The sequence below is a fragment of the Bacillus smithii genome (assembly GCF_001050115.1).
GTDB lineage: Bacteria > Bacillota > Bacilli > Bacillales > DSM-4216 > Bacillus_O > Bacillus_O smithii.
Genome location: NZ_CP012024.1, coordinates 1,132,119 through 1,155,347 on the forward strand (window position 1 = coordinate 1,132,119; position 23,229 = coordinate 1,155,347).

General features: G+C 42.0%; 19 protein-coding genes and 2 riboswitches. Of the genes, 11 read left to right on the forward strand and 8 right to left on the reverse strand.

The window, feature by feature from the left end:
• Positions 1-173 precede the first annotated feature (173 nt).
• The 8 genes from BSM4216_RS05405 to BSM4216_RS05440 all read left to right on the forward strand — a co-directional run bounded on the left by BSM4216_RS05405 (position 174) and on the right by BSM4216_RS05440 (position 9,992).
• Positions 174-1,322 carry a M20 peptidase aminoacylase family protein gene (locus tag BSM4216_RS05405; protein WP_048624411.1) on the forward strand — a complete coding sequence of 383 codons (1,149 nt, stop codon included), beginning with the start codon at positions 174-176 and terminating at the stop codon, positions 1,320-1,322.
• 439 nt (positions 1,323-1,761) lie between these two features.
• Positions 1,762-2,865, forward strand: a complete 1,104-nt coding sequence (gene menC, locus BSM4216_RS05410) for an o-succinylbenzoate synthase (RefSeq protein ID WP_048623010.1) — start codon at positions 1,762-1,764, stop codon at positions 2,863-2,865.
• 98 nt (positions 2,866-2,963) lie between these two features.
• Positions 2,964-3,169, forward strand: a riboswitch (cobalamin riboswitch).
• Between the two features lie 133 nt (positions 3,170-3,302).
• Positions 3,303-5,369, forward strand: coding sequence for a DUF4430 domain-containing protein (locus tag BSM4216_RS05415; protein ID WP_048623011.1), 2,067 nt, complete (start codon positions 3,303-3,305; stop codon positions 5,367-5,369).
• Positions 5,362-5,940 carry a class D sortase gene (locus tag BSM4216_RS05420; RefSeq protein ID WP_048623012.1) on the forward strand — a complete coding sequence of 193 codons (579 nt, stop codon included), beginning with the start codon at positions 5,362-5,364 and terminating at the stop codon, positions 5,938-5,940. Before BSM4216_RS05415 ends, BSM4216_RS05420 begins: the two co-directional genes overlap by 8 nt.
• The gene (locus tag BSM4216_RS05425) at positions 5,937-6,812 is read left to right on the forward strand and encodes a DUF4430 domain-containing protein (protein ID WP_003355020.1); all 876 of its coding nucleotides are present in this window, start codon (positions 5,937-5,939) and stop codon (positions 6,810-6,812) included. The genes BSM4216_RS05420 and BSM4216_RS05425 overlap by 4 nt, the downstream gene beginning before the upstream one ends.
• Positions 6,809-7,696: an energy-coupling factor transporter transmembrane component T gene (locus BSM4216_RS05430; protein ID WP_048623013.1), complete on the forward strand. Its 888-nt coding sequence runs from the start codon at positions 6,809-6,811 to the stop codon at positions 7,694-7,696. Before BSM4216_RS05425 ends, BSM4216_RS05430 begins: the two co-directional genes overlap by 4 nt.
• Positions 7,669-9,324, forward strand: a complete 1,656-nt coding sequence (locus BSM4216_RS05435; RefSeq protein ID WP_048623014.1) for an ABC transporter ATP-binding protein — start codon at positions 7,669-7,671, stop codon at positions 9,322-9,324. The genes BSM4216_RS05430 and BSM4216_RS05435 overlap by 28 nt, the downstream gene beginning before the upstream one ends.
• On the forward strand, positions 9,306-9,992 hold the full coding sequence (locus BSM4216_RS05440; protein ID WP_048623015.1) for an ECF transporter S component: 687 nt from the start codon (positions 9,306-9,308) through the stop codon (positions 9,990-9,992). The genes BSM4216_RS05435 and BSM4216_RS05440 overlap by 19 nt, the downstream gene beginning before the upstream one ends.
• Positions 9,993-10,203: 211 nt before the next feature.
• Here the strand turns inward: BSM4216_RS05440 and BSM4216_RS17220 are convergent, their stop codons facing one another.
• Genes BSM4216_RS17220 through fdhF form a run of 4 tightly spaced genes read right to left on the reverse strand, consistent with a single transcriptional unit; the run spans position 10,204 to position 14,106 of the window.
• Positions 10,204-10,335, reverse strand: a complete 132-nt coding sequence (locus tag BSM4216_RS17220) for a hypothetical protein (protein ID WP_255287989.1) — start codon at positions 10,333-10,335, stop codon at positions 10,204-10,206.
• 40 nt (positions 10,336-10,375) lie between these two features.
• Positions 10,376-10,621, reverse strand: coding sequence for a heavy-metal-associated domain-containing protein (locus BSM4216_RS05445; protein WP_003355015.1), 246 nt, complete (start codon positions 10,619-10,621; stop codon positions 10,376-10,378).
• 28 nt (positions 10,622-10,649) lie between these two features.
• The gene (locus tag BSM4216_RS05450; RefSeq protein ID WP_048623016.1) at positions 10,650-11,141 is read right to left on the reverse strand and encodes a helical membrane plugin domain-containing protein; all 492 of its coding nucleotides are present in this window, start codon (positions 11,139-11,141) and stop codon (positions 10,650-10,652) included.
• Positions 11,125-14,106: a formate dehydrogenase subunit alpha gene (gene fdhF / locus BSM4216_RS05455; RefSeq protein WP_048623017.1), complete on the reverse strand. Its 2,982-nt coding sequence runs from the start codon at positions 14,104-14,106 to the stop codon at positions 11,125-11,127. Before fdhF ends, BSM4216_RS05450 begins: the two co-directional genes overlap by 17 nt.
• Positions 14,107-14,523: 417 nt before the next feature.
• Here fdhF and BSM4216_RS05460 point away from each other — a divergent pair, with 417 nt between their 5' ends.
• Complete coding sequence (locus BSM4216_RS05460) at positions 14,524-14,745, forward strand: YozQ family protein (RefSeq protein ID WP_003355011.1); 222 nt, start codon at positions 14,524-14,526, stop codon at positions 14,743-14,745.
• 1,149 nt (positions 14,746-15,894) lie between these two features.
• Positions 15,895-17,358 (forward strand): catalase, encoded by a 1,464-nt coding sequence (locus BSM4216_RS05465; protein ID WP_048623018.1) that lies wholly within the window; start codon positions 15,895-15,897, stop codon positions 17,356-17,358.
• A gap of 340 nt (positions 17,359-17,698) precedes the next feature.
• Here the strand turns inward: BSM4216_RS05465 and BSM4216_RS05470 are convergent, their stop codons facing one another.
• From BSM4216_RS05470 to bacA, 4 genes are all read right to left on the reverse strand, one after another.
• Positions 17,699-18,433, reverse strand: coding sequence for an amino acid ABC transporter ATP-binding protein (locus BSM4216_RS05470; RefSeq protein ID WP_048623019.1), 735 nt, complete (start codon positions 18,431-18,433; stop codon positions 17,699-17,701).
• Between the two features lie 52 nt (positions 18,434-18,485).
• Entirely contained in the window at positions 18,486-19,181 is a 696-nt protein-coding gene (locus tag BSM4216_RS05475; RefSeq protein ID WP_048623020.1) for an ABC transporter permease subunit, read from the reverse strand.
• The gene (locus tag BSM4216_RS05480; protein ID WP_048623021.1) at positions 19,168-19,980 is read right to left on the reverse strand and encodes an amino acid ABC transporter substrate-binding protein; all 813 of its coding nucleotides are present in this window, start codon (positions 19,978-19,980) and stop codon (positions 19,168-19,170) included. Before BSM4216_RS05480 ends, BSM4216_RS05475 begins: the two co-directional genes overlap by 14 nt.
• A 158-nt stretch (positions 19,981-20,138) precedes the next feature.
• Positions 20,139-20,921, reverse strand: coding sequence for an undecaprenyl-diphosphate phosphatase (gene bacA, locus BSM4216_RS05485; RefSeq protein WP_048623022.1), 783 nt, complete (start codon positions 20,919-20,921; stop codon positions 20,139-20,141).
• A 298-nt stretch (positions 20,922-21,219) separates the two neighbouring features.
• Positions 21,220-21,330, forward strand: a riboswitch (SAM riboswitch).
• 789 nt (positions 21,331-22,119) lie between these two features.
• Here bacA and BSM4216_RS05495 point away from each other — a divergent pair.
• The gene (locus BSM4216_RS05495) at positions 22,120-23,226 is read left to right on the forward strand and encodes a methionine biosynthesis PLP-dependent protein (protein WP_048623024.1); all 1,107 of its coding nucleotides are present in this window, start codon (positions 22,120-22,122) and stop codon (positions 23,224-23,226) included.
• Positions 23,227-23,229: the final 3 nt, after the last annotated feature.

Genomic DNA, 23,229 nt, shown 5'->3' on the forward strand with positions numbered 1-23,229 from the left:
ATCATGGATTTTCGGCGCTGGAAAAGACGCATAATAGTTTGTTTTTATAAAAAATCGTTTGTGCACTCGCATTCTAAACAAAGTATCGGGAGAAAAACGTATAGATAACGTTTTAAAATCGGATGGATGCTTAAATGATAAAATGATGATTCGCATGGGGAGAAGGTGTGGACGTGAAAAAAGATTTGGAGGTTTTAAAGCCTGTTGTTCACCAGCTGTTTGACTATTTCCATCATCATCCGGAAAAAAGCTGGCATGAGTTTGGAACGACACGCTTTATTGCTGAACAGCTGAAAACATTCGGCTATCAACCAAAAACGTTTACGGATTGTACGGGAGTTGTGGTAGAATTCGGCCAAGGGAAAAACGGAATATGTGTCGGGGTCAGAAGCGATATGGATGCTTTATGGCAAGAAAAAGACGGAATATGGCAAGCCAATCATTCATGCGGCCATGATGCCCACATGGCCATTGTTCTTGGCGTGATGCTTTTGTTCAAAAAAATAAACTATAGTCCTCCCGGAAAGTTGATGTTTCTCTTTCAGCCTGCAGAAGAAAAAGGTACCGGGGCGCTGAAAATGATTGAAAAAGGCGTTATTGATAGCTTGAACTATTTATACGGCATTCATTTGCGGCCTATTCAAGAACTTCGCTTTGGTCAGGCTTCACCAAGTATCAAACATGGCGCATCAGCATTTCTTCAAGGCAAGATTCACGGAGAAGATGCTCATGCCGCCAGGCCTCATTTAGGGCAAAATGCCATTGAAGTTGGAGCCGCTTTGGTTAACGCTTTGAATCAAATTCATTTCGATCCCCGAATCCCTTATTCTGTGAAGTTGACAAGTTTTCATGCCGGCGGGGAAGCGGCAAACCTCATTCCGGGAAAAGCTTCTTTTCGAATGGATATTAGAGCACAAACGAACGAGGCTATGCAGCAGCTAATGGAACGTGTATCGAAAATATTCCAATCATTAGAAATTCAATTTGGCGTTAAGATCCACGCTAAAATGGAAGCCGATGTGAAAGCTGCTTCCATCCATCCGGAAGCAGAAAGAATCATGTCCAAAGCGATTGTCCAAACATTGGGAGAAGAAGGGCTGGCTCCTGGCATGCTGACAACGGGGGGCGAGGATTTTCATCATTATACTTTCCATAAACCAGATTTAAAAGCTACGATGCTCGGACTTGGCTGCGATCTGCGTCCGGGGCTTCATCATCCAAACATGACCTTTCAAACGGAAGCAATCTTTACCGGTATCGAAATATTGGCTAATGCAGTGATGCGCACGTTCGAACTGTCGGATAAGGACAAGGCCGGATGAATGGTATAATGAAAATCGATCGTTTCTAATAAACTCACAATCCGACAACGGGCCCAAAATAGTGATGAAAGCTTATTCATCAACGGAATATCGGTATACCTGTCAAACTTTTTGAATGGACGTGTTTTTCAGTATCTTTAATGTGGTAACGAAATAGGATCGTTTCTGTTTTTTCCTGGGAAATAATTGATAGGATTTTACGATGATGGTTGGATCTCTGTTTATTCACCTAACCATTACAATTTGCTATATCGAGCGATCCTAAGCGGTCATGAGCTGAAGAAAATCATTGGCGCAGAAATTGTCATCAAACAAGACTTGTTAATTTAATTATGTTCAGTCGGGAATGGTTGTAATGAAATTTGTAAGAATGCAAAAGAATCAGTTCAATTTACCTGCTGGTTCCGAATGTGCAACGATATAGAAGGGGATGACTTGTATGATTATTGAAAAAATAAGCATGCGCCATATGAAAATGAAAATGAAACTTCCTTTTGTCACCAGTTTTGGCATCATCCAAATGAAAGATTTCATTTTAGTTGAGGTGCAAGATGAGAGCGGGAATATAGGTTGGGGGGAATCCGTTGCCTTTAGCGCACCTACCTATACTGAAGAAACGTTTCAAACCAACTGGCATATTTTGGAAGATTTTTTAATCCCCATGATAAAAGGGCGGGAGATTTCTCATCCACATGAAGTAAATTCGATATTTCAGCCGATTCGTGGTAATTATATGGCAAAATCCGCTATTGAAACGGCCATTTGGGATTTATATGCAAAGCGTTTAAACAAACCGCTTTACCAAGTGATTGGGGGGAAAAAGCGACAAATAGAGGTTGGTATCAGCCTTGGCATTCAAAAATCCATCGATGATTTGCTGGAAATGATCAAAAACTATGTGGAACAAGGATATAAAAGAGTGAAAGTGAAAATCAAACCTGGCTGGGATGTAGAAGTGATCAGACAAATCCGTCATTATTTTCCGCAGCTCCCTTTGATGGCCGATGCCAACTCTGCTTATCGTTTGGAAGATGTTCCTTTATTGAAACAATTGGATGACTTTCATTTAATGATGATTGAGCAGCCGTTGGCCCACGATGATATCGTCGATCATGCGTTGGTTCAAAAGGAACTGAAAACGCCGATATGTTTGGACGAAAGCATTCATAGTCTTGAAGATGTAAGAAAAGCTGTTGAACTTGGAAGTTGTCAAATTATTAATCTGAAAATCGGCCGCGTTGGCGGATTAGGAGAGTCTATCAAAATTCACGATTTTTGCAAAGAACATCACATTCCGCTTTGGTGTGGAGGAATGCTTGAAGCAGGAATCGGCCGGGCCCATAACGTTGCCATCACTACTCTGGATCAATTTACTTTGCCAGGGGATACGGCTGCCTCATCTCATTATTGGGAACGTGATATCATTCAACCGGAAGTGACCGTCGAGAATGGATGGATTCATGTCCCTGAAAAACCCGGGATTGGCTATGAGCCAGATTTCGAAGCGATTGATTCTTTTACTTGCCACCAAAAAGTTTTTTAATGGATGTTAGAAAAAATGATTGTTTGGCAAACCATTTTGTCATTTTTTGTCCGTTTGACAGTTTACACTTTGATTGGCTATGATAAATTCAAATACAATTAGTTAATAGGAAAATAGGTTGGCAAAAGCCGTGCTGTCGAGCTCTTGCCATGAAAAGGGAAGTCCGGTGAAAATCCGGCGCGGTCCCGCCACTGTGAATGGGAGCTTTCTAAATGGTTTGCCACTGTTTGCTGTTTTGCAGATGGGAAGGCTTTAGAAAGCGATGATCATGAGCCAGGAGACCTGCCTATTTTTTCTTGCGACGTTATACCTACGAGGATAGGGTGCGTCAGTTTGTTGCTGGCTATTTTTGTTTTTTTTTGGCACCCTATCTCGTTAGGTGTGCCTTTTTCTTTTGGTTATTTTTTATTATTACATATCGTTGAGGAGGGGGATTTGTGTTTTCTATTAAAAAGATAGCTGTCACGGCTTTAATGTCTATTTTCATAATAGGCCAATTGGCATTTGGTTTTACTGCTTTCGCGTCGGAACCGTCAAATAGCAGTATAACGGCTGAACAGCAGCAATCAGAAGTAGGAGTGACCATCATCGGGGACAATGGTCCGATCTTGCAAACAACGGCGGTCGATGTCCCTTCTGGAAGTACGATTTTGGACGTTTTGCAAAAAGCAGCCCTTGAAAACCATCTTTCGGTCGAAACGAAGGGAAGCGGTGAAAACGTTTATGTAGACGGTATCAATGGTTTACATGGAGGCGACCGCGGACCGGCTAGCGGCTGGATGGTGTATGTCAACGGGCTCTCCATTCCTGTCAGTGCCGCTGTATATCAAGTGACCAACCATGATCACATTCAGTGGGAATACACGACTGATTATACGAAAAATCAGAAAGTAGATGCCAGTTTAACGATCATCGGGAAAGATGGAAAACCTTTTGTTTCGAATGTAAAAAGAACAACCGAAGGCCATGCGACGGCTTACGATTTGTTAAAATCGATTGCGGATGATCAAAAGATTCCTCTTGATGTTACTTATAGTAAAGACTTTGGTTTTTACGTTCAAAACATCGGAACAGAACGGCTTGAATCTCATGATACATGGGGGCAATATTGGGCATTTTATGTCAATGGCCAAATGGCTTCCGTCGGTGCATCGTCCTATGTACTGCAACCGGATGACAATATAACTTTTAAAGTCGAAACGTGGGGAACGAACGAATATAACGGAAACAACGGGAATAATGAAAACAATGGAAATAGTGGAAATAACGGAAATACCGGAAATGAAGGCAGCGGCAATGGTCAAAATGGATCAGATGGGTCCAATACATCGCCGGTAAACGAACCAAATAAGGTCAGTGAAAACGAAATAAATGACATTTTAAAAACGACGGTGAACCATATTCTTCAATCGGGAGTCGACAGTCCGTGGGAGGCTGTTGCCATTCGTCAAGCCGGAATGAAAGTTCCTGCATCTTATTTGAATGACATAAAGCAACAAGTGATAGAGACAAAAGGAGAGTACCGGAATATTACCGATTATGAAAGAGATGTTATTGGTATAACGGCTGCAGGAGGAGATCCTCGCGATATAGCAGGATATAATTTAGTGGAGAAAATCTACAACAGTGACTATTGCGAAAAAAACGAAAGCTGTCCAATGACTCGCCAAGGCACAAACGGAATCTTGTATGCCTTAATTGCTTTGGACAGCGGAAATTATCCAGTTCCATCAAACGCTAATTGGACGAGAGAAAAGTTAAAGAAACGCATTTTAGAATTACAGGAAGCGGATGGCAAGTGGACGCTATATAACGGCCAAGGTTCACCTGTCGATATGACCGGAATCGCAATCGCTGCTCTGGCTCCTTATAAGGATGAACCGGAAGTGGCTGCCGCTATTAAACGAGGTGTCGATTGGCTGTCTGCTGAACAGAAGGAAAATGGTGGTTTTGCAGATCCTCAACTAGGGGAAACAAGTGAAGCAGCATCCGCAGCCATTATAGGTTTGACAGCAGCAGGAGTTGATCCTCAAGGTGCTGCATTTACGAAAAAAGACGGCAATTTGTTGAGCTATTTGATCCGTTTTTATAATGGTGCCGGACAATTTCGCCACACGGCAACGGGTGATGCAGATGAAGTGGCAACCGAGCAAGGTGCCGAGGCGATGGTCGCTTATCAACTTTTTGCTGATGGAAAAGGTTCCGTTTATCGGATGGCACAAAATCCAAATCCGGCGAAAGAAGGGACCGACAATACCCAAACGAGCAACAATCCTAATTCAGAATCAAAAAATGAGAACAGCGGTCTCGTAACGAACAATTCAAAAGAAAAAAATGATCACGATCAATCCGGATCCAAAACTTCACACCCTCCTTTGGGCGGCAAATTGCCGAATACTTCAACGAATATCTATAATCTTCTTTTGGCAGGAATCATTCTGATCATAGCGGGTGTTCTGTTATATGTTTATAACCGGAAATACCGGGAGAGAGGCCATGATTAAAAAGATCTCTCTTTTGTTCATTGCTGGGGGCTTTCTTTTCATTGCCTGCGCTGGATGGCAGAAGCTGAAAATGGATGCGGATCAAAAAGATGCGCTTCGAAAAGCGGAAAAAATTGTGCATTCTGAACATAAACAAGGATCTTTTCATCCTGTGCGCGGAGAAGTCGTGGGTACTTTAGAGATACCAGCCTTAAAACGGAAGCTGCCGATTGTCGAAGGAGCTTCTCCGGAAGATTTAGAAAAAGGGGTCGGCCATTATTCAGCTTCTGCCTATCCGAAACAACATAATCAAATTGTTCTTTCCGGCCACCGGGATACGGTGTTTCGACAAATAGGAACGCTGAAAAAAGGCGATCAGTTGATCATTCGATTGTCGTACGGATCCTTTTCTTATACCATTCGCCGCATGAAAATTGTGGACAAGGACGATCGTTCTGTCATTCATTCCACCGCGCCGACTGAGGAGTTAGTTTTAACGACATGCTACCCATTTCGTTATGTGGGAAATGCACCGAAACGTTATATCATCTATGCTTATCCGGAACATTTTCAAGGGGGTGACGGTAAATGAGAAAATGGAAAAATGCGTTCTTACTACTATTCTCTTTTTTGTTGATCTTGTTTACGGCAGGCTGTCAAAAGGATGAAGTCGTGCCTCATTCCAATAACGACCATCATAACGCAGCGGCTGTTCAGTCATCTTCGGACAAAACATCTTCAGACGGTAAAGAAAAGGAGATAAAAACTTCCAAAGAAGATCATAATCAAAATAAAGATCAAACTGCAGATGCGGAAAAGTCGTCCCATTCGGCCGCAGATTCGTCCAAAACCAGCAATGAAAAAGAAACAAAGTCGAAATCGACTGATTCAGCTGCAAAGTCAAAAAACGGATCGTCCAATGCCAATGCGGAGAAAGAGAATAGCAAAGGGAACAGCGAACAAAAATCAACGGCTGAAAAGAGCAATGCGACGACAATCCATACTCCACAAGCACCAAAGAGTCAATCGACTGTGAAACCGGAGCCGGCCAAAAAACCATCTTCGAAACCAGCCGCAACGCCTGTTCCAAAACCGGCCCCAAAATCGGCCTCAAAACCGGTTAACAAACAAACGGTAACGGTATCGATTCGTGGAGATTCACAAACGGGAACCATCCTTTCCCCCACTAAAGTACCGTTGCAAAATGGGGATACGGCGTTGGAAGTGACATTGCGAATCGCCAAGCAAAAGGGCATTCCGGTCAGTATACGCGGCAGTCATTCCACGGCTTATGTGGAAGGAATTTCGAATCTTTATGAATTTGATCATGGTCCGTTAAGTGGTTGGACGATAAAAGTCAACAATAAGTACGTTTCTCGTAGTGCAGGTGCTGTCGCCGTCAAGGCGGGGGATGTGATTCAATGGATTTACACGAATGACTATACAAAGGATACACAACCATGAAAAAAGGAATTCATTCTTACCATCCATTCGTTTGCTTTCTTTATTTTGCCGGGGCGATGGTGTCTGCCATGCTTTATCAGCACCCAGTCTTTTTAGCGGCGGGTGCTGTGCTCTTTCTCATATTGAATATTTTGTTGGACTCCGGTAAGACGGTGCGTAAATGGCAGGGGATGATGATCACCATTCCCGTATTTTTTTTGATACTCAATCCATTGACGAATCACCGCGGCAGTCATATTTTCTTTTATTTCGGCGCAAATCCCGTCACGTTGGAATCGTTTTTGCAAGGATTGATGCTTGCGCTTACTTTATTTAATTTAATGGCGGCTTTTGCCGCTTACAACCAAGTGATTACGGCGGAAAAATTTTTATTTTTATTTGCGAAATGGCTCCCGCAATGGGCCCTGTTGGCTATGCTGGCCATGCGGTTTGTTCCGCTCTTACGAAGAAGGCTTTATGAAATTGAAATGGTCCAAAGAGGAAAGGGACAATCTGTCACAGAAGGCACCTTCATACAAAGAGTAAGAAATGGTCTGGAATTCGTGCAAATATTGTTAACTTGGTCGCTTGAAGAGGCAATTCAAACCGCCGATTCCATGGCAGCAAGGGGTTATGGGATTCAGAAACGGAGCCGTTATATTCCTTTTCGGATGAAGGGAAAAGATTGGTTTGCGATGGTTTATTTGCTTGTTTTCGGAACGGCAGTGGCTTTTGGATGGTGGCTTGGGGACGGCGTGCTGGCAGTCTATCCGATTTTGGAACCACTATTATTGCAAGGCAGAGAGTGGTTTTTCCTGCTCATGTTCGTTATGTTTGTAGGGTTTCCAATAGGAATTCAAGTAAGGGAGGCACTGCTATGGCGTTATTGGAAGCGAAAAATTTAACTTTTACGTACCCGGATGCACCAGAACCTGCTCTATCTGATATCACTTTTACAGTAGAGCCGGGAGAATTTATTCTCCTTTGCGGCCCTTCCGGTAGCGGAAAGTCCACTCTTCTGCGTTTGTTAAAGCGAGAAGTCCGTCCGCATGGAAAGATAGAAGGGGAGTTGTTTTTGGACGGATGTTCTTTTATGAAAGTTCCGGCCAAACAAATGGCACAAGAGATTGGCATGGTTTTTCAAGATCCGGAAAATCAAATCGTTATGGACCGGGTGATGGAGGAGTTGGTTTTTGGTCTTGAAAATTTGGGATATTCAACGGAGGACATGCGAAAGCGAATAGCCGAAATGGTTCATTTTTTTGGCTTGGAAGGATGGTTGGAGCGAAAGACATTTGAATTGTCAGGCGGCCAGAAACAATTGGTCAATCTTGCTGCTGTTTTGTTGTTGCATCCGCGTATTCTTCTTTTAGACGAACCTACTGCTCAGCTTGATCCGGTGGCTGCAAGTGAATTTATGACCATGCTCCGGAGAATGAATGAAGAATTTGGACTTACCGTCATCATCGCGGAACATCGCTTGGAGGAATTGTTTTCACTTGCAGACCGCGTCATGGTTTTGGAAAAGGGCAAAAAGATTTATGATGCCCCATCGCGTGAAGTCGTTTCTCAATTGGCAAAACATCCTTCTTCTCAGATCTATCCCTATCTTCCCAGCCCGGCCCGCCTATATTTAGAACATAGTCAAAAGCCTGCCTCAGAAAGCATTCCGCTGACAGTAAAAGAAGGAAGAAAATGGATTTCGACCCTGAAAGGGACCTCCGTTCCCACCCAGCCGTTTCAAGAGGATATTACAAATAAAAAACCTTTGTTGGCTTTAAAAGGAATTAATTTTCAATATGAAAAGGAGACTAGACCAATACTGGATCAATTGTCGCTTTCCGTGTATGAAGGGGAGTGGCTGTCGGTAGTTGGAGCGAATGGATCGGGAAAATCTACGTTGCTGAAAGTCATGGCCGGTCTCCAAAACCCGCAGCGTGGTGCCGTTATCTTTAATGGAAAGAAACTGAAAAAGCCAATTCCATCAGAAATTGCTTTTTTACCGCAAAATCCGAAACTTTTCTTCCTGCAGGATACAGTGGAAACGGAGTTAGAGGCCATCATCGATAAGCACCAAATTCAACATGGAAGAGAAAAGATGGAACAATTAATGGAGATGTTTCAATTGACGCCTATTAAAGACCGTCATCCTTATGATTTAAGCGGAGGAGAAATGCAAAAGGCGGCTCTTGCCGGTGTGATGCTGATGAATCCGCGACTTCTGCTTATAGATGAACCGACAAAAGGATTGGATCCGGAAGCAAAACTTCAGTTTGGGAAACTGTTAAAAAATTTAAGGGCTAATGGGGTTACGATTGTAATGGTTACTCATGATATTGAGTTTGCTGCTCAATACTCGACTCGCTGCGCCATGCTGTTCCAAGGAGAAGTAACGATTACCGCTCCTACTAAAACGTTTTTTCAAGGAAATACGTTTTACACGACTGTTGCCAATCGGATTTCCAGGGGCGGACGTGTCCCGGAAGTGTTAACGGTAGAGGAGGCTCGAGAAAAATGGCGCTTTCTAGAATGATTCTCATCCTGTTAGCGGTTATTTTATTTGTGATTCTAGCCTTTTTGCCTTTATCGGTACAGCGCCATTTTTTATGGATCAGCGTGATTTTTATGATCGGCACGTTTCTTCCTTTTGTCATTCGCTTTGAGAGGCGGAAAGCAGCCGGACGAGAGCTGGTGTTGTTGGCGGTTTTAGGAGCGATTGCCGCAGTAAGTCGGGTTCCGTTTGCTCCTCTTCCAAGCGTTCAGCCTACCACGTTCGTCGTGATTGTCACCGGGCTCGCGTTTGGACCAGAAAGCGGGTTTGTGGTCGGCGCACTCGCAGCACTCGTTTCCAATATGTTTTTAGGACAAGGCCCCTGGACGCCTTGGCAAATGTATGCTTGGGGTATGATCGGGTTAACGGCAGGTTTGATGCGACGAACAAGGCTGATGAAAAATACGGTTGGCCGCTGTGCTTATGGATTCGTGGTGGGCATTCTATTTGGATGGGGTATGAATCTCATGTATGTCGTCTCTGTTATGAACCACATCACTTGGCCGCAAATAGTAGCGTATTACAGCGCCAGTTTTCCATTTGATTTGGCTCACGGGCTTTCCAATGTCTTCTTTCTGGCTTTATTTGCAAAAAGCTGGATCAAAGTTCTACAACGTTTTCAAAAAAAATACGGCTTATTGGAACAATAAACCAATAAGCCGCATGGATCATGTCGAAGGGGATTCAATAAAGATTTTTCTTTCATACGGATCCCGTCAAGCGTTTTTTAGAGGAAAGAGGCTTCCAGTTAAGAAGAAGGTTTCCTACCGTTATAGAACATAACAGGCTGAAAGAAAAAAGAAGGGATGATCTACCTCCATTGAATTTTATCCATTACGGAGGTTGGCCATCCCTTTTTCTTTATAGTTCTTCAGGATCCAATGTCATTTTTCGATCATTTGCACAGTCTTTGCATACATCTAAAATATCATATTCCCATTGTTCATCTTCCACTTCTTCTTTTCTTCCGCATATTTCGCAAATTCTAGGCATCAAGGCATCCTCCTTATTGATGAACATTTTTACAGTGATCTCATTGAATATGGTCGGGAATGTCAGGCGGCTGATGTTCCATCATCTGACATTCAAATCCGTTATCGATCATGGCTTGTCGAAAATCTTCCAAAGTGGCTGCATTTTCATCGAATGAGATTGCAACGGTTTTTTTCTCGGCATTCATTTGAATATTTCGTACTCCCCACACATCGTGAAGCACTCTGCTTACCGTATCCTTATCTGATTCTGTCATATTTGGAATGGAAATCATGCGTGTAATCAATCTTCTCACCATCCATGGCCAAAGTTTTTCAGCTTTCTTTCAATTGCTTCTGACTTTCCAATCCCTTACCAACGCCATGCAAGAAATGGAGCATCATGGAAAGGGCCGAGTTGATATATGGGTCTCGCACTGCTTTCATCATGCCCCAGAGGCTTAGCGATTGTTGCTTTTTTGAAGGTTGATCCAATTGTTCAATCCCTTTTTTCATAGCGTTAAAAATAGTTTCCAATTGTTCTGATTCGAGTGTAGCCAATAATTGAAAGCCGTTTTTAATCACATGATGATATTTGGGCTGATTGATTTGTTCGATCATCACCGCGCCCACTTTTTCACGTGACTTTAAGAGGCCGTATAGAATGTCCAATACACCCGATTTTTGCATCTCTTGAAGTATATCCAGTGTTTTTAGAACAGCTTCTCGACTGTTCGCTAATTTTTCCCCCATTTCTGCTAAAGCTTCTGATGTTTCTTCAAGGGGATCGGGATGTTGTTTTTCAATTGCACTAATGGGCTTGGCCATCGATGATTCCCTCCCTATTGATTTCCTCCGGTATCGGCGTAAAGTCAGAACGTTTCCATTTTCGTTCTACTTCTGCTCCTATATGCGGCTGTGGATTTCCAAACCTGTAATTTACTTTTGGCAACGGGCTTTCTCCTTTTGGTTCAAGAACTTCCATTTTCACTTGCATTTCTTTGTAGTTAGGGGTATGAGTCACCCGATCATGATAACTGCTTGTTAGTTTATTAACGGCATTATATTCTTTGTTCCCGTTCATCGGAAAATACAATTCGTGTCCTTTGACTCGATCGGTGACCAAAACTCGGACTTTTGTTTCTCCATATGGTGACGTCAGACGGACAAGCGCTCCGGTTTCGATATTTCGTTCTTTCGCTAGCTCCGGAGAAATTTCCAGCCACGTATCCGGCACTTTATGAGTAATGCCTTTTGAGCGATAAGTCATATTTCCTTCATGGAAATGTTCTAACAAACGGCCATTGTTCAAATGGAGATCATAGCCATCGCCTGCTTCAAAAGGTGGTGTCCAATCAACCGGAAACAATCTTGCTTTTCCGTCGGGAAATCCAAATCGGTCTTTAAATAAGAGCGGCGAATCTGTTCCATCTCGATCAACAGGCCATAAGAGACTTTCCCATCCTTCCAGTCGATCGTAACGGACACCGGCAAAAACAGGAGCCAACTTAGCCGCTTCATCCATAATTTCAGACGGGTGGGTATAGCGCCAATCGGCACCTAGACGATTAGCGAGATCGCGGAAAATTTCCCAATCCGGTTTGCAATCGCCAAGTGGTTCCATCACTCGGTAAAAGCGCTGGATTCTTCGTTCTGTATTCGTGAACGTTCCTTCTTTTTCCAGACTAGGCGCAGCCGGAAGCACCACATCCGCATATTGGGCCGTTTTGGAAAAGAAAATGTCTTGAACGACGAAAAACTCCAATTTTTCAAATCCAGCGTTCACGTGATTAATATTGGAATCCACTAAAGCCATTTCTTCACCGAACAAATACATTCCTTTCACTTTTCCATCATGAATGGCTTCTACTATTTGATGGTTGTTCAGTCCTGGTTTTTCCGGCAGTTTCACGCCCCATGCTTTTTCATATCGTGTGCGTACTTCGTCGTTTTCAACAGGCTCGTATCCCGGAAACCATGCAGGCATTGTTCCAAAGTCGCTTGCTCCTTGAACATTGTTGTGTCCGCGAAGTGGGTAGGCACCTGCTCCATGTTTTCCAAAATTTCCTGTCACTAGAAGCAAATTGGCGATCGCAGTGCTTGTATCGGTTCCGCCCAAATGTTGCGTAACTCCCATCGCCCAAAGAATACAGGTGCCTTTTGCTTCGTGGATCATAGTGGCTATCTTGACAAGAGTGTCTTTGGATAAACCGGTTTTTTCTTCTGCATAATCCAATGTGAATTTTTCCAGCGAGCGAATATATTCCTCGACATTATTCACTCGGTTTTGTATAAATGTTTTATCTTCCCAGCCTTGATCCAGAATGTATTTTGTTACGGCAGACAACCAGACGAGATCGGTTCCGGGCTTCGGATGAATAAAGAGATCAGCTCGTTCGGCCAGTTCATTTACTCTCAGGTCTGCTACTATTAATTTTTGTCCATGCAGTTTGTGGGCTCGTTTGATTCTTGTTGCTAAAACAGGATGGGATTCCGCAGGGTTGGCTCCAATCACGATGACTAAATCGGCACTAGCAATATCTTGAATAGTGCCGGAATCGCCGCCGATTCCAACCGTTCTCATCAAACCGGTGGAAGCAGGGGTTTGACAATAACGAGAGCAGTTGTCGACATTATTCGTACCGAAAACAGCTCGCGCCAGTTTTTGAAATAAATAATTTTCCTCGTTGCTGCATTTAGAGGACGAAATAAATCCAAGAGAGTCGGGACCGTATTTTTCTTTTATAGATTGGAATTTTTCTGCGATTAAATTCAGTGCTTCATCCCACGTTGCTTCGACAAAATGATCGCCTTTTCGGATAAGCGGTTTAGTCAGTCGTTCTTCGCTGTTCACAAAGTCCCAGCCGAATTTTCCTTTGACACAGGTGGAAATCCCGTTCACCGGCGCTTCTGGCTCAGGCTGAACCTTTAATATTTTTCGGCCTTTTGTCCATATTTCAAAGCTGCAGCCGACGCCGCAATAAGTGCATACCGTTTTGGTTCTTTTGATCCGAGCTTCTCTCATGCTTGATTCCATATTGGAAATAGCGAAAATCTCTTGATAACCTGGTTCCACTTCTTTCGTAAAATCAATCATCGGTTCTAAAATATTTTTCGGAATACCTGTTAAGTAGCCGGCTTCGCCCAACATGGACTTTTCCATTAAAGCATTGCAAGGACAGACAGTTACGCAGTGTCCGCACGAAACACAGGATGATTGATCGATTGGAACATCATTGTCCCAAATGACACGAGGTCGTTCTCTGTCCCAAGCAATGCTGAGAACTTCACTTACCTGTAGGTCTTGGCATGCTTCGACGCATAGACCGCAAAGAATGCACTGATCCGGCTCATAGCGATAAAAAGGGTGGGAATGATCGGGTGGATAAGGCTTTGGCGTAAATTCATACTTTTGATGTTCGATTTGCAAGTATTCGGCGGTATTATGGACTTCACAGTTGCCATTATTGTTGTCGCAGACTGTGCAATAGAGTTCGTGGTTGGCCAATATCCGTGACATTCCTTCCAATTGTGCTGCCTTCGCCTTGTCTGATAAAGAGTTTACCCGCATGCCAGGCTTGGCTTTCGTTGCACAAGCCCGCTGCAGTTCCCCGTCTATTTCAACATAACAAGTGTCACAAGTTTGCAGCACACCAACGCCGAGATCCGGCTGATACGAGCAAATTCCGGGGATATATTGGTTATGATCCCGCGCCGCTTCAAAAACCGACTGATCTTCTCTTGCTTCGATTTCAACGCCATTTACAAAAATGGTAAAGGTCTTATTTTCCATCTGCATATCACCTGTTTATTTAAAAGTTACCATCCGATAAAAAGTATGGGCAAATGAAGTGGTGAATATACATGAGAAACTGCAAAGGAAATTTACTGTAGATGTATCTTTGTTTGAAGTTTTTGCGGATTTGACTTTTTCATTTTTAGAGAACATGAATGAAAGGGTTTTCCCACAATTTTTAAATGGAGTAGAACGATTTTTATTGTCTATCGCTTTTCAAAAGGTCAAAACGTATCTTTTTATAATGAACGGTTGAGGAACATTGTTGCGGGAAGATACATGAACAGGAGAGTAAACGTAGCGATGGCTATAGTCCAATTTTTTCAATGGCGATAAAGGCCAAAATGAGAAAAGCGAATAAAGAGTTCTTATAAGTGAAAAATAGGGATAAACGATTTGGAAAGGGGAAGACAAATGGCAGCCCAAAAACGACAAAATAGTGAAAATTCAGCAGGAAGATATTTTCATCCCGAAGATAATCAAGATTCATCAGAAGTGGCTTCTGGTTTGGCCAAAACGCATGAACAAGTCAACGATACGGTGACGGAAGGAACCATTGACGAGAAAATAGAACAATTGGATGGTGAAGATCGTTCTCTTTCCAGTAGAGGTTATGAAGAGGGGTCAAAGGAATAAGGCTTCAAGTTATGTATGTGTGTTATAGTGATCAGTTCTGGGATGGGTCTAAAAATAGTTTCTTCTTACACTTTTTTTAAAAAGGTCGTCTGAAACAAGGGGTGAATGTCCTTTGTGTGCTTGTCGGAGAAAAAGGGAAGGAAAAGTGTAAAAAAAATATCATGCTTGTAGGCATTAAGATCTTAACCTGCAACAGAAATACATGCTGGTAAATCGAGTAGGAGGGAGCGATTAACTCCCGTCCTCTCACACCACCGTACGTACGGTTCCGTATACGGCGGTTCAATTAAGATAATTGACGCAAGTCTTTATAACTTCCGTGAATAGCTGTTCTCTTTATGCCAGTGGTCACTCCACCCTCCAAGAGGTCTCCCACGGGATTCACCGCTTCCTCCCTCAAGTGAGGTACTACGTTTTCTGTGTTCATCATGACTCACTGAATACCAAGGGCTATTCTCTCTTAATTGTTCGGTCCTTCTTAGTTGTTCTAGACCAACTAATACTATGACCTCTGCTGACTTCTGACGGTTCAGCTACTTATCACTAAGTAGGTTATGAAGAGTACTTCACATATCCGCCAGACCTCCCCGGGTAAGTACATGCACTTTCACACCATCTATCCGCCTCATTTACTCGATATGACCTTCGACAGAAAGAGCTTTGTTTTGTTATGCAAACTCACTCAATCATACCTAGCCTTATATGAGGTTCGTGTTCCTCGGACCGGTGTTTTGCCTCCAGCTTCCTTCAGATTCCGCGTCACCACGGACACCCTTGCTCTTGGCTAACCTCTACTTCTGTCTTCGGGGTTCGGGACTTACACCCTATAGTTCATGTACATGCCGGGCGCACATAAAAAAGGGATATTCCGATGCGAATATCCCTTTTCATTTTATATATATATAAATGTTAGCTGCTCTTTTACATAGACATACGTTGTATTAAAAATTGTTTTTTGAGCGGGGAATCATGAGTTGTAGACATAACAAATCGAAAGGAAAGTCTAGGTTTATCGAAAACTCGAAAAAAAATAATTTAAAATTATTATAATTTGGAGTTGACTTTCATTCTCAATTATATAAAATAAAAAGTGTATTAGATAATAATAATTTTAAAATAAAAATAATGATTGATAAAGGAGCGGAGAGAATGAAGAAAAAGTTAACCACGAACCAGGGAGCGCCAGTAGGAGATAATCAAAATTCTCGCACAGCTGGGGTGAATGGGCCAACCTTGCTGGAAGATTATCAATTAATTGAAAAACTGGCTCATTTTGATAGAGAACGTGTTCCTGAACGGGTTGTTCATGCTCGGGGAGCAGGGGCTCATGGAGTGTTTGTGACCAAAAACAGCATGAGCAAATATACGACAGCAAAATTTCTTCAAGAACCGGGAACGGAAACTCCTGTTTTTGCAAGGTTTTCCACGGTGATTAATGGAAATCATTCTCCGGAAACATTGCGAGATTCACGAGGTTTTGCGGTGAAATTTTATACAGAAGAAGGAAATTATGATTTTGTTGGAAATAATCTTCCCGTTTTCTTCATTAGAGACGCCATTAAATTTCCGGATATGATCCATGCTTTTAAACCGGATCCAAGAACAAACTTGCAATCAAAAGACCGTTTTTGGGACTTCTGCTCGCTTTCTCCAGAATCCACCAATATGCTTCTTCATGTTTTTACGGATGAAGGGATTCCGGCGACATATCGTCATATGAGAGGTTCAAGCGTTCATGCTTTTAAATGGATCAACGCTGAAGGGAAAACAGTGTATGTAAAATTGCGCTGGGTGCCGAAACAAGGAATCAAAAATTTAAGTATTGAAGAAGCAGCGAAAATTCAAGCTCATGAACATAGCCATGCAACGAAAGATTTATATGAAGCGATTGAAAACGGCGATTTTCCTCAATGGGATTTATATGTTCAAGTACTTGATCCGAAAGATTTTGATCGATTTGATTTTAATCCGCTCGATGCGACGAAAGATTGGTTCGAGGAAGATATTCCGTACGAATTTGTCGGGACGATGACTTTAAATCGCAATCCAAAAAATTATTTTGCGGAAACTGAATCAGTAGGGTTTAATCCGGGCGTGTTAGTTCCAGGAATGTTGCCATCTGAAGACAGATTGCTTCAAGGGCGTCTATTCTCCTACTCGGATACTCAACGGCATCGGATCGGACCGAATTATTTGCAACTTCCGATTAATTCCCCGCGTGTAGAAGTTCATAATTATCAACGTGATGGCTATATGCCGTTTAAACAGCAAGAAAGCCCGATCAATTATGAACCGAACAGCTATGAAAATGAGCCGAAAGAAGACCGGTCTTATGTTGAGGAACCGCAGCCGATAAATGGAGTTGCTGCTAAACAAGCTTTCTATAAACCAAACAATTTTGGTCAAGCCGGACAAGTGTGGAGAAAATATTCAAAAGAAGTACAAGATACAGTGATTAAAAACTTAACGGATGATTTAAGCCAAGTAAAAGATCAAAAGATTACGATTCGTTCGATTATGAATTTTTATCAAGCAGATCAAGGGCTGGGACAACGATTGGCAGACAGTTTAAAAATCGACATCACACCTTATGTGAAGGAACTGGCCAAATAAAAAGACCATCCGTTAGAATCGCCTTCTGGTTGAATTCCGGAGGCGGTTTTTTATGGATAAAAGGGGATACCTATTTTTGAAGAATGCACTAAATCCCGCATAATAGACTGTAAAATCCCGGTTTTGGAAGGATGACTGATGGACTGTTTAAGCAAGAAAAGAAAAAGAAGAAATAAATGATTACGTGATTTTAATTGGTGGGAAAAACAATGGAGTACTTGTTTTGGCGTTAGAAATGAGAGAATCTTAGACAGAACGGTTGTTGGAAACGTAAAATAAAAAAATCCTTCCCATCATGATTTAAAAGATAGGAAGGATCTATCAAAGTGGATGAAAGGGGTTATGTTAATAATTGCAGAAATTGCTTCGTCCGTTGTTCTTTAGGACGTGTAAAGATTTCTTCAGGTGTACCTCTTTCCACAATCACACCTTGGTCCATAAAGACGACTTCATCTGCCACTTCTTTTGCGAATCGCATTTCATGGGTGACAACGACCATCGTCATTCCTTCATTGGCGAGTTCTTTCATAACATTTAACACTTCACCGACGAGTTCGGGATCTAAAGCGGAAGTTGGTTCATCAAACAGCATTAATTCCGGTTCCATGGCTAAGGCGCGTGCAATTCCAACCCGTTGTTGCTGCCCTCCGGACAGTTGGAACGGATATTCATCTTTTTTATCAAGCAAGCCCACTTTCTGCAAGAGTTTTTCTGCTTTTTGAATGGCTTCATTTTTCGGCAGTTTCTTTACGATAATGGGTCCTTCCGTTACGTTTTCCAAAACCGTCTTATGCGGAAAAAGATTATACTGTTGAAAGACCATCCCGGATTCTTTGCGTAAAGCGGCAATTTCTTTTTTTGAAACAGGTTGTGAAAAATCTATTTTTACATCTCCGATTTGAATCGTCCCGCTTGTTGGAATTTCAAGGGCATTCAGGCAGCGCAGAAAAGTGGTTTTTCCGGAGCCGGATGGACCGATAATCACTATGACTTTTCCTTTTTCGATGCTCATGTTGATCCCTTTTAAAACTTCAAGTTGATCAAATTGTTTTCGTAGATCATGAATTTTAATCATGCCGATGCTCAATACTCCTTTATAAAAGGCTTGTTATTGTACAAAAGCTTTTTTAATGGCTTACATACTTGTCGAAACGACCTTCCAATTTCTGTTGAATGATGGAGAGAATGAAACAAATAATCCAATAGATTAAAGCCGCTTCTGAATAGAGAAGTAAAAATTCATATGTGGTTGCGGCAATTTCTTGGGCTTTTCTAAACATTTCTGTAACCAAAATCAGTGATGCAAGAGAAGTATCTTTCACCAAACTAATAAAAGTGTTGGATAAAGGCGGGATCGATACTCTCACCGCTTGTGGCAAAATGATTCGTCTTAATATTTGCGAATAGTTCATATTAATAGAGTATCCCGCTTCCCATTGACCTTTTGGAATCGATAAAATCGCTGCACGTATGATTTCTGACGCATAAGCTCCTACATTAAGAGAAAAACCGATCACGGCAGCCGGGAATGGATTGATGGTGATATGAATGGATGGCAGACCATAGAAAATAATATATAATTGCACAAGCAACGGAGTACCACGGATAATCGATACGTAAAAACGCGCTATCCACTGAAGCGGTTTAATGCTTGAAATTCTTGCGAGTGCTGTTAAAAGAGCAAGAATCAAGCCAATAGAAAACGTAATCAGAGTTAATGGCAATGTATAATACAAAGCCCCCTTCAACATAGGGAGAAGGGAACTTTGTGCAATTTGCATATAATGATTAGGATCTTGTAATTGGATACTATTTAGATACATCTGCACCAAACCATTTCTTAGAGATTTTGGCTAGAGTGCCGTCTTTTCTCATGTCATCCAATGCTTGGTTTACTTTATCTACTAATTGACCTGAACCTTTACGGAACATGAAAGCACTTTTAGAAGCATCATCGCTTTTAGCTACCACTTTAATCGGAGCATTTGGTTTTTGTTTTTTATAATCAAGATAAGACAATGAATCGTTAATCGTAGCATCTACCCGATTGGATGTTAATAATTGAATCGCTTGTTCAAATCCGTCTACGCCCACGATGTTTGCGCCGTTCTTCTTCGCAAGATCTGCGAAGTTGCTTGTGAGTGATTGTGCGGATTTTTTCCCTTTCAGATCTGCGAATGAATGAATATTTTTGTTGTTTTTATTCACAATTACTACCGCTTTAGAGACGGTGTACGGTTTGGAGAAATCGTATTTCTTTTCGCGGTCAGGGCGAATTCCTACTTCGTTTGCAATCATATCAAAACGTTTAGAGTTTAAACCTGCAAACATGGAATCCCATTGCGTTTCTTTATATTCTGTTTTGACTCCAAGGCGTTTTGCCACTTCGTTCGCTACATCGATATCATATCCTGTTAGTTTTCCGCTTTTATCACGGAAAGTAAACGGAGCATATGTACCTTCTGTACCGATGACGAGAACGCCTTTATCTTTGACTTGACGATAAAGATCGGAGTCGTTGGATTGAGAAGTCTTATTCTTGTCTGTTGATTGACCGTTGCCGCATGCTGCTAAAACGAGCATAAGCGTAGCAACAGCAAACCACTTAAAGTATTTTTTCATGCTGTAAACCTCCAATGTGTATAGAGTTACTTTGATATGGATAAAAATAGGTACTTAGACCTTTCTATCACCCAGCAGTATGTATTTTAACCCAAAGACCACAAATAATCCAACAATAAATTTTTAAAGCATTAAAGGGGCCAGGCCCCTTTAATGCTTTAAATAAAGTATGCGATGACGATGATTCCGATGATGATTCGATAGATTGCGAACGGAATGAGTTTGACTTTGGATAAAATTTTCAAAAAGAAGACAATGGCTAGCATGGCAACAATAAAGGCGGTAATGAAGCCTGCAGCAAAGTAGTTCAAATCATGAATCGATAAGTATTGATAGCTCTTTAACAAGTCAAGTCCGCTGGCAGCGACCATCATGGGGACAGCTAGCAAAAAGGAATATTCAGCAGCGGTTTTATGGTTAGCCCCGGCAAGGAGTCCTCCTGAGATGGTCGATCCTGCTCTTGAAAAACCAGGCCATAGGGACAGGCATTGATACAAACCGATAATGAAAGCCTGTTTATACGATAAGTGATCCAAATCTTGGGTAGATTCGGTTTTGCTCTTTTTTTCCGCATAGATCATTAAAAAAGCTCCCAAAAATAAACCGATACCGACGGTGAAGGGAGAGAAAAGTACGTTTTTAATGACATCATGAAAGAGAAAACCTAATACAGAGGCTGGAATCATCCCGATAATAATATGTAGAAGGTTTAAACCAGATCGCTTTTTGAAGTTAAACAGGGAAAGGAACCGTTTGAAATAAAGAACGACCACGGCAAGTATCGAACCCAATTGGATAACAATTTCAAAAGTTTTTGCTTTGTCGCCTGTAAATGAAAGAAAATGACCCACAAGAATTAAATGTCCTGTGGAAGAAATCGGAAGAAATTCGGTCAGCCCTTCCACGCATCCTAGCACAATCGCTTTGATGACTTCTAGCACAATCCCACATCCTTTTCACAAAATATGCTTAATTATACCATATGGGAGAAAAACAGGACATGAGAAATATAGACTCATAAATGACAAGATTCGATGAAGTATTTTGCTGAAAATGGGAAAATATTCACAAGTGAACGGCGTTTTGATCGAACCGTTTTGGCAGATGTGAAACAAAAGAGGAAATGGATGAAAGGCTGTCATCTTTTCAACCTTTCCATAACGATGATAAAAAATCATTGCTTTTTTTTACCTGATCGGTTACATTTAATTAAAAGATGGAAAAATTCAAATAATTTCGTTCTTATCGAGAGAGGTGGAGGGACTGGCCCTGTGAAACCTCAGCAACCTGCTGCAATCCACGATTGCTGTCAAGGTGCTAAATCCAGCGGATTTATCCGGAAGATAAGAAGAGGACTGTCATAAAAAAGCCTTCTTCTTAGAAGGCTTTTTTATGTGCGCCCGGCATGTACATGAACTATAGGGTGTAAGTCCCGAACCCCGAAGACAGAAGTAGAGGTTAGCCAAGAGCAAGGGTGTCCGTGGTGACGCGGAATCTGAAGGAAGCTGGAGGCAAAACACCGGTCCGAGGAACACGAACCTCATATAAGGCTAGGTATGATTGAGTGAGTTTGCATAACAAAACAAAGCTCTTTCTGTCGAAGGTCATATCGAGTAAATGAGGCGGATAGATGGTGTGAAAGTGCATGTACTTACCCGGGGAGGTCTGGCGGATATGTGAAGTACTCTTCATAACCTACTTAGTGATAAGTAGCTGAACCGTCAGAAGTCAGCAGAGGTCATAGTATTAGTTGGTCTAGAACAACTAAGAAGGACCGAACAATTAAGAGAGAATAGCCCTTGGTATTCAGTGAGTCATGATGAACACAGAAAACGTAGTACCTCACTTGAGGGAGGAAGCGGTGAATCCCGTGGGAGACCTCTTGGAGGGTGGAGTGACCACTGGCATAAAGAGAACAGCTATTCACGGAAGTTATAAAGACTTGCGTCAATTATCTTAATTGAACCGCCGTATACGGAACCGTACGTACGGTGGTGTGAGAGGACGGGAGTTAATCGCTCCCTCCTACTCGATTTGAAACTATTCATGAACAGTGTTAGGAAATCGACTTGATTTGTAAAAATTTCTTTTTTCCATCATGTCGTCCTATCAAAACCATTTCAAGAGGAGATGCATGCAATGGAACGTTATCATTTGCAAACCAAACTGGCCCAAATAGGCAACCGGAGCGAGGAATCCACCGGCGCGATCAATCCTCCCATTTATTTATCGAGCGCTTACCGACATAAAGAGATAGGTCAATCGACTGGATATGATTATATAAGAACAGGAAATCCGACGCGAAAAATCGTTGAAAAAGCCATTGCCGACTTGGAAGGAGGCGATGCGGGTTTTGCATTCAGTTCAGGAATGGCAGCGATTCAAACGGTTTTGAGTTTGTTTCAATCAGGCGATGAACTGATCGTTTCCAAAGATTTATACGGCGGCACTTATCGATTGTTTGAAAGAAATTGGAAAAAATTCGGTTTAACCTTTATTTATGACGATTTTCAAGATATCTCCAAAGTAAGAGAAAAAATCACGGATCGAACGGCAGCGATTTTTCTTGAAACGCCGACCAATCCGCTTATGCAAGAAGCAGACATAGAGCAAACAGCAAAATTAGCAAAAGAATACGGGCTTTTATTGATTGTGGATAATACGTTTTATACCCCCGTTTTGCAGCAGCCGCTTCTTCAAGGGGCCGATATTGTCGTCCATAGTGCTACGAAATATCTTGGCGGACATAATGACGTCCTTGCAGGCCTTGTCGCCACAAAAGGAGAAGAATTATCTCAAAAAATCGGCGAATATCAAAATGCGATCGGAGCGGTCTTATCTCCATTTGATTCATGGCTATTGATTCGAGGGATGAAAACGCTCGGATTAAGAATGAAGCAGCATGAAGAAAATGCCCGGAGAATCAGTGAATTTTTGCGATGTTGTAGCGAGGTGACCGATGTTTTATATCCTGGAAGAGGAGGAATGCTATCTTTCCGATTGCAAAAAGAGGAATGGGTCAACCCTTTTTTACAAAGCTTGCAGTTAATTTCTTTTGCTGAGAGTTTAGGAGGAGTCGAAAGCTTTATTACGTATCCGGCTACGCAAACACATATGGATATTCCGGAAGAAATTCGCATTAAAAACGGGATTGACAATCGGCTTTTGCGTTTTTCCATCGGCATTGAAAATGTGGAAGATTTGTTAGCCGACTTAAAACAAGCGTTTCAAAATATGAAAGGGTGATCC